The 7,581-nt window shown below is 70.2% G+C and carries 7 protein-coding genes and 1 pseudogene; 2 read left to right on the plus strand and 6 right to left on the minus strand.

Going from position 1 to position 7,581, the window contains the following annotated elements; all coding sequences use genetic code 11:
- The 5 genes and pseudogenes from VOI19_RS10060 to VOI19_RS10080 all read right to left on the minus strand — a co-directional run.
- Nucleotides 1-183: pseudogene (locus tag VOI19_RS10060) on the minus strand (branched-chain amino acid ABC transporter permease); the annotation flags it as partial.
- Nucleotides 180-989: an ABC transporter ATP-binding protein gene (locus VOI19_RS10065; RefSeq protein ID WP_323792829.1), complete on the minus strand. Its 810-nt coding sequence runs from the start codon at nucleotides 987-989 to the stop codon at nucleotides 180-182. The pseudogene VOI19_RS10060 and the gene VOI19_RS10065, both read right to left, overlap by 4 nt.
- On the minus strand, nucleotides 986-1,831 hold the full coding sequence (locus tag VOI19_RS10070) for an ABC transporter ATP-binding protein (protein ID WP_416366370.1): 846 nt from the start codon (nucleotides 1,829-1,831) through the stop codon (nucleotides 986-988). Before VOI19_RS10070 ends, VOI19_RS10065 begins: the two co-directional genes overlap by 4 nt.
- A gap of 128 nt (nucleotides 1,832-1,959) precedes the next feature.
- Nucleotides 1,960-3,834 (minus strand): helix-turn-helix domain-containing protein, encoded by a 1,875-nt coding sequence (locus VOI19_RS10075; RefSeq protein ID WP_323792830.1) that lies wholly within the window; start codon nucleotides 3,832-3,834, stop codon nucleotides 1,960-1,962.
- 55 nt (nucleotides 3,835-3,889) lie between these two features.
- Entirely contained in the window at nucleotides 3,890-4,660 is a 771-nt protein-coding gene (locus tag VOI19_RS10080; RefSeq protein WP_323792831.1) for a 3-hydroxybutyrate dehydrogenase, read from the minus strand.
- Nucleotides 4,661-4,859: 199 nt separating this feature from the next.
- On the opposite strand from VOI19_RS10080, the gene VOI19_RS10085 reads away from it, so the two are divergent.
- Nucleotides 4,860-6,233 carry a tannase/feruloyl esterase family alpha/beta hydrolase gene (locus VOI19_RS10085; protein WP_323792832.1) on the plus strand — a complete coding sequence of 458 codons (1,374 nt, stop codon included), beginning with the start codon at nucleotides 4,860-4,862 and terminating at the stop codon, nucleotides 6,231-6,233.
- Between the two features lie 12 nt (nucleotides 6,234-6,245).
- On the opposite strand, the gene VOI19_RS10090 is transcribed toward VOI19_RS10085, so the two are convergent.
- Nucleotides 6,246-7,061, minus strand: a complete 816-nt coding sequence (locus tag VOI19_RS10090) for a hypothetical protein (protein ID WP_323792833.1) — start codon at nucleotides 7,059-7,061, stop codon at nucleotides 6,246-6,248.
- Between the two features lie 189 nt (nucleotides 7,062-7,250).
- Here VOI19_RS10090 and VOI19_RS10095 point away from each other — a divergent pair.
- Nucleotides 7,251-7,581: PEP/pyruvate-binding domain-containing protein (locus tag VOI19_RS10095; RefSeq protein ID WP_323792834.1), on the plus strand; the 331-nt coding region annotated here is incomplete at its 3' end.

The raw sequence follows: 7,581 nt of genomic DNA on the forward strand, positions 1-7,581 counted from the left end.
CGGCCAGAAGCCGAACTGCTGGTCGAAGTGACCGATCAGGTAGGCCCCCAGCAGCAGCAGCGAGCCCTGCATGAAGCTCGTGACCTCGCTGGCCTTGAAGATGATCACGAAGCCGAGGGCGATCAGGGCGTAGACCGCGCCCAGCGAGAGGCCGTTGAGCAGCAGTGACAGGAACTGGGTCATGACGACCTCTCCTCGTTGTGGTCGTCGCCGGCACCGAGATAGGCGCGGATGACCTCGGGGTCGGCCTGGGTCTCCGCAGGGGTGCCGTCGGCGATGAGCCGGCCGAAGTCGAGCACGGTGACACGGTCGGCGATGCTCATCACCATGCCCATGTCGTGCTCGACGAGGACGATGGAGATGCCGAGCTCGTCACGGATCTGCAGGACGGCCTGCGCCATCCGCTCGGTCTCCTCGGCGTTCATGCCGGCAACCGGCTCGTCGAGGAGCAGCAGCCGCGGCTCGGTGCACAGCGCCCGAGCCACCTCGACGCGCTTCTGGTCGCCGTAGGACAGCACCCCGACGGGCACGTCGAGCTTGGAGCCGAGCTCGAGGAACTCCGCGATCTCGCGGACCCGCTCGGCGTGCCGGCGCTGCTCCCGCGTGGCCGTCGGCAGCCGCAGCCCCGAGGCGAGGAAGCCGGCCTTGGTGAGGCCGTGGCGACCGAGCATCAGGTTCTCGGCCACCGACTGGGTGCCGGAGAGTGCGATGTTCTGGAACGCGCGGGCGACCCCGAGGTGGGCGATCTTGTGGGGGCGCATGCCGTTGAGCACCGTCGAGCCGAGGCTCACCGTGCCCGACGAGGCCCGGTAGACACCCGAGAGCACGTTGAACATCGTCGACTTCCCGGCCCCGTTGGGTCCGATCACCGCGTGCACCGTGCCCGGCTCGACCGTGAAGGAGACGTCGGAGAGGGCCTTGATGGCGCCGAACTCGACGGTCACGTGCTCGACCGTCAGGGTCTCGAGGTCCTCGCGGAGATTGGTCACTGCACCCACCTCGTGAGCTTGCGGGTCGATCGCACGGCTGCGGTCTCGCGCTTGGGTGCCTCGTCCGCGCCGTGGCCGAGGTAGAGACGTTGGACGGCGTCGGACTGCGAGAGCTCGGCGGCAGTGCCCGAGAGCGAGACCTTGCCGACGTCGAGCACGAAGGCGTGGTCGGCGACGCCGAGCGCCATCGTGGCGTTCTGCTCGACGAGCAGCACCGAGGTGCCCTGGCGGTTGATCTCGCCGATGACCTCACCGATCTGGCCGATGATGCGCGGGGCGAGACCCAGGGACGGCTCGTCGAGCAGGAGCAGCTGCGGGTGCGCCATCAGTCCTCGACCGATGGCGAGCATCTGCTGCTCACCGCCCGAGAGCAGGCCGGCCCGCTGGGACTTCCGCTCGGCGAGCACCGGGAACATCGTGTAGATGCGCTCGTAGTCGGCTGCCTTGTCGCCGTGCCCGCGCACCCCGAGGCCACCCGCCTTGAGGTTCTCCTCGACGGTCAGCCGCGTGAAGATGCGGCGCCCCTCGGGCACCTGCACCAGTCCGGTCGCGACGCAGTGGGCCGGGTCGACGCCCTTGAGCGACTTGCCGCGGTAGCGGACCTCGCCGCTCTCGGCGCGCCCGCGGTGCAGGCTCAAGGTGCCTGACAGCGCACGCAGGAGCGTCGTCTTGCCGGCGCCGTTGCTCCCGAGCAACGCCACGACGGCGCCCTCGGCAACGCTCAGGCTCACCCCGCGGAGGGCCTGGACCGCTCCGCCGTACGTGACGACGAGGTCACGCACCTCCAGGATGTTCTCGCGTCCGGAGGTCCGGTGGACCTCGTCGTGCTCGGTGCTGCTCATCGGTAGCCCCCTTCGTGGCTCGACCGATCGTAGAGACGCGCGTCACACCCAGACATGGCGGCGACAGCCACAATCCACGGCCGGACTGTGTGGGGGTTCCCCGCACGTCGTACGACGTGCGGACGGCCTCAGCGTGTCGAGACGCGGTGCAGCTGGAGGGCGACCTGCAGCTCGAGCTGTCGAGCGGGCTCCTGCCAGTCCGCACCGATCAGCTTGCCGACCCGGTCGAGACGCTGGGTGACGGTGTTGACGTGCACGTGGAGCGCGTCCTTGGTGCGGGCGAGGTGGCCGCCGGTGTCGAAGTAGACCTGCAGCGTCTTGACGAGGTCGGTGCCGCGTCGCTCGTCGTACTCCAGCAGCGGCCCGAGGCACCCGCTCACGAACCCGTGCACGTCGGAGTGGTCGCCCAGGACCAGACCCACGAACCCGAGCTCGCTCAGCGAGGCTCCCTGCCCGCTGCGCCCCAGCGAGCGCAGCGCCGTGACGCACCGAACGGCCTCGGCGTGTGCCGTGGCGACCGCGCCCACACCACGGACCGGGCCGGCCCCACCCACCGTCACCGGGTGGCCCAACCGACTGCCGAGCTCGTCGGCGAGCGACTGCGCGAAGGTCCCGGGCTCGTGCTCCAGGCCGGGGAGGAGCACGACCAGCCGGCCGTCGAGCACGCTCGCGAGACCTCCGTTGCGCGAGACGACATGGTCGATCGCTCCGGTCGCCCGGGCCCGGTCGGCACCGTCGAGCTCGACGACGAACAGCGCCTGCGGCCCCATCAGGTCGGTGCCCAGTCGGCGGGCTCGGTCGAGCAACGCGTCAGGGTCCTGGCCGGAGTCGCGCAGCAGGTCGTCGAGGAGCTCGCCGCGCACGCGGTTCTCGGCCTCGCGTCCGGTGTGCAGGCTCAACATCACCAGTGCCATCACCAGCGCAGCCCGCTCGAGGATGCGCTGATCGATCTCGTCGAGCTCGCGTGCGGGGCGTACGACGAGCGCGGCGAAGCGTTGCTGCCCGACGTTGACGGCGTTGACGAACCAGTGCTTGTCGCGGACGACGCGACCGGTGGTGATCGAGGCGGCGAGCGCGCGCTCGAGCACCTTCTCGCCCGGAGCCTCCATGGTGTCGACCGCGCACAACGTGCGCCCGTCGTCGTCGAGCAGCAGCAGCGACCCGCCGAGGACGTCGACCAGCGCGTGGGCGATGTCCTCCACCCCGCCTCCGCGCAGCACCGCCTGAGCCATCAGGTCGTGCGCCGCCGAGGCACGCTCGACCGAGAGGGTCCGATCCTGGAGCAGCAGGTTGACGTCGCGCAGCTCGGCGAGCGCCTCGCGGGTCTCGTCCAGCAGCCGCGCCTTGTCGATCGCCGCAGCCGCGTGGGCCGCCAACGACAGCAGCAGCGACACCTCGGAGCGCGCGAAGGGGCGCTCGCTGCGGTTGGCGGCGTACAGCACCCCGATCACGGTCGAGCCCAGCTGCAGCGGGACCCCCAGGATCGCGACCAGGCCCTCCTCGGCCACGGCACCGTCGATCGCCGCGGTGTGCTCGAAGCGCTCGTCGTCGAAGTAGCTGGCGGTGGAGTACGGCAGCGCACTCTGCGCCACCTGGCCACCGAGGCCCTCGCCCAGCGTCAGCCTGACCCGCTGGAACCGCGCCGAGATGCAGCCGTCGGTCACCCGCATGTAGGTGTCGCTCTGACCGTGGTCGTTGAGGGTCAGGTAGGCGACGTCGGTGTGCAGCAGGTGGCGCGCCCGGTGCACGATCGCCTCGAGGAGCGAATCGAGGTCGGAGAGACGCGCGAGGTCGTAAGCCGTGTCGTAGAGCGCGGTCAGCTCTTCCTCGCGGCGTCGCTGGGCCAGCAGCCGCTCGCGCAGCTGGAGCGCCAGCCGCTTGCCGTCCTCGAGCCGGTCGATGACCACCGGGGACTCCCCGCCCGCACGCGCCGTCAGCACCGGCGCCTCGAACTCCACCGCCGGGGCGTCCCGGGCGAGCAGCGAGAAGTAGTCGATCCACATGTCGGCGATTGTCGCCGGTGTCGTCAACCTCTCCACGGTCCGATGGCCCCGCGGGTCAGTGCGCGGTCCAGCCACCGTCCATCACCATCGATGCGCCGGTGATGGACGACGCCGCCGACGAGCACAGGTAGGCCGCCATCTCGGCGACCTCCTCCGGCTCGAGGAGTCGCTTGAGCGCGGACCTCTCGAGGAGCACCTCGCTGATGACCCGGTCCTCGGAGATCCCGCGCACACGGGCCTGGTCAGCGATCTGGTTCTCCACCAGCGGAGTACGGACGTAGCCGGGATTGATGCAGTTGGACGTGACCCCGCGCTCGGCCCCCTCGAGGGCCACCACCTTCGACAGACCCTGCAGCCCGTGCTTGGCCGACACGTAGGCGGCCTTGTGCGGCGAGGCGATCAGTCCGTGCACCGAGCTGATGTTGACCACGCGCCCCCAGCCCTTCTCGTACATGTGGGGCAGCACGTGGGAGATGAGTCGGAAGGGAGCCTCGAGCATCACCTTCAGGATCGTCGCGAAGGACTCGGCCGGGAAGTCCTCCACCGGCCGCACCAGCTGGAAGCCGGCGTTGTTGACCACGATGTCGACGTCACCGCGCAGCCCGTCGAGGAACGTCGCGCCGGCGAGGTCGGCCACCACCGCGACACCGCCGACCTCCTCGGCGACGCGGTTCACGTGCTCGGCATCGACGTCCATCGCCAGCACCTCGGCGCCGGACGCGGCCAGTCGGACCGCGCAGGCGCGGCCGATCCCGCTGGCTGCCCCGGTGACGAGAACACGACGACCCGAGAGGTCGATGGACGACGACAGCGTCGGTGATGTCATGCGCGAGAACGTATCCAGCCAGATCGGTCACGAACACGGGGCAAGACACCACACTCCCCCGGGCCCGAGGTGGCGACTGGCCACACCTGTCGAGCGCGGCGCGAGTCGTCGCCGATCGGCCCGGCCGCACCACACCGGCACCGCATCTTGTGGCTGCGGCCCACATTGACCCCCCGGGTCGGAGGCGAAGAATGCGGACATGCTCCCTCGTAGGCTCACCGCCGCCCTCGGCGCCGCGACCGTGCGCGTCTCCCGGCTCCCGGCCGGCGCCGGCCAGGCCGTCGCCGCGCCGGCGCGGCACTGCTCCGGAGCGGCGCGCATCGCCGTGCCGCGGGCCGTGGAGCAGAAGGTCGCCTGCCTCGACGACCTGACGACGTCCGCCACCGTGGCCAGCGGCCACACCAGCTCCTCGGACTGGTCCGGGCTGCACGCGCCCGGCACCACCAACCCGTCCGGCATCCCCGGCATCCAGGTCGACGGCTACTTCCCCGACACCTCGACCACCAACACCAACAACGGCTGGAACCACGACTCCCAGTTCGTGATCCGCCTCCCCGACGAGTGGAACGGCAAGCTCGTCGTGAGCGGCGCCCCCGGGACCCGCACCCAGTACGCCGGCGACTTCCTGTTCAGCGACTGGGTCCTGGCCAGGGGCTACGCCTACGCGATGACCGACAAGGGCAACAGCGGCACGTCCTTCCAGAACGACGGTGCCACTCCGGCTGATGCGATCAACGAGTGGAACCGTCGAGTGACCCAGCTGACGAAGGTCACCAAGAAGGTCGTGCGACAGACCTACGGTCGAGAGCCCCGCCGTACCTACCTGTTCGGCATCTCCAACGGCGGCTACCTCACCCGCTGGCAGCTCGAGAACCGTCCACGGCTCTACGACGGAGGCATCGACTGGGAGGGCACGTTGTTCCGGGCCCAGGGCCCCAACCTCCTCACCTACCTGCCCACGGCCCTGCGCGACTATCCCGCCTACCTCGCCGGTGACGAGCAGGCCCACCAGCGGATGCTCGACGTCGGCTTCGCGGCGGGATCGGAGTTCACCTGGGAGTACCACTACGGCGTCTACTGGGACCTCACCCAACGGCTCTATCGCGAGGAGTTCGATCCGTCGTACGACGGTGACCTCAATGCCGGCGTCCCGTTCTGCCCCTCGGGCACCCCGACGTGCGATGCCGACTACGACTACTCCCAGCGTCCCGGCGCGCGAGCGGCGATGCGCGAGGTGCAGCTGACCGGCGACGTCCGGCGCCCGATGCTGACCCTGCACGGCACCTTCGACGCGCTGCTGCCGATCGCCACCGACTCCGACGTCTACACCAAGATGATCAAGCGCCGCGGCCACGGCGACCAGCACCGCTACTACCGCATCGCCGCCGGCACCCACGTCGACGGACTGGCCGCGGAGTACGGAGATGCGGTTCGTCCGATCCTGCCGTGCGCCCGCAAGGCCTTCGTCCAGCTCACCCGCTGGGTCGAGCGCGACCGCAAGCCCGCGCGCAGCCGGACCGTCAAGCAGCCGTCGGCGGGGGCGGACGCCGCCAACTCCTGCCGGTTGCGCTAGGCGGAGCGACGCTCAGTCGGACGAGGCGATGTCACTGCCGGGGGTGAGCGCGTCGCAGGAGTTCGCGAAGTCGACCAGGTCGCCGGAGTCCCAGTGCGAGACGTCCTCGTGCGGTCCGGTCGCCGCCAGGTAGGTGGCGTCGACGCCGCGGGCGACGAGCTGGGAGACCAGCGCGCCGCCGTTCTGGTTGATCGGCACCCAGTCGTCCTCGGGCGAGGCGACCACGCGGTAGCGGACGTCGGTGGGCAGCGACTCGATGTTGCGCACCGGATTGCGGTCAGCCGGGACGACACCGCCGTAGGCGGCGGCGATGAACTTGCGACCGGTCGGGACGTTCTCCATGCGGTTGAGGGAGATGGCCGGCTTCACGCCGTACCAGCAGCTCGGCGTCTTCTCGCCGTGGAGCAGGGCGTTGAGCGAGATAGCGCCCCCCATGGAGCCGGAGACCCAGGTCGTGACCGGCAGCCCGACCTGCTCCTCGGCCCACTCGGTGAGGAGGTTCGCGTCGTTGGTGGACGCCTCGTTGCCCCAGGACTGGAAGTGGAAGCTGGAGGAGGCGATCGCGTAGCCGTCGCGGGTCAGCGCGCGCAGGAACGGGCCGTCGATGCGGTCGTTGACGCCACCACCCTGGCCGTGGAACCACATGACCAGGCCCTTGGGTGTGCCGGTCGGGAGCGTGAGGCGGGCTTCCTGGCCGTCGAGGTCGGTGCGCACCACCGAGGCCGCAGTCTCACCCGACGGCGCACCCACGAAGAGCCCCAGCACGCTCGCCAGGATCGCCACCACGGCCACCCGCATGTGACGCCCTCCCCGGTCGTGTAGCAGCACCGGTCGGCCCTGCGCTTCATGTCCCTGGAAAGTGTAGGTGCTGGATCCGACTGACGACGATTTCCTCACGCATCCGCCTCACGACGCCGCCTCAGAGTTCGGACGTCAGTGTTGACATGGAGTGACGTACTTCATACCGTCGCGAGCACCACATATCTGACACGTGTCAGATTTCGAACGGAGCCCGCCATGAGTGCCCAGACGCTGGACCTGCACGAGGTGATCGACGCCTCGGTCGGAGGCAAGGCCTACGGGCTGGCCCGCCTCACCGCGATGGGGCTCGCCGTCCCGCCCGCCTTCGTGATCCGCGACGCGGAGGCCGGCACCTATCCGCTCGACCTCGACGAGCGCCACACCGTCCTGGGCACCCACCCGGTGGCGGTGCGGTCCTCCGCCCAGGGCGAGGACGGCGCCGAGGCGTCCTTCGCCGGGCAGTACGAGACCGTGCTCAACGTCATCGGCAGCGACGGCCTGCGCAACGCCATCGACCTCTGCGTCGCCTCGGGTGCCACCGACCGCG

Origin of the sequence: Nocardioides sp. (assembly GCF_034670285.1) — a bacterium.
Lineage (GTDB): Bacteria > Actinomycetota > Actinomycetes > Propionibacteriales > Nocardioidaceae > Nocardioides.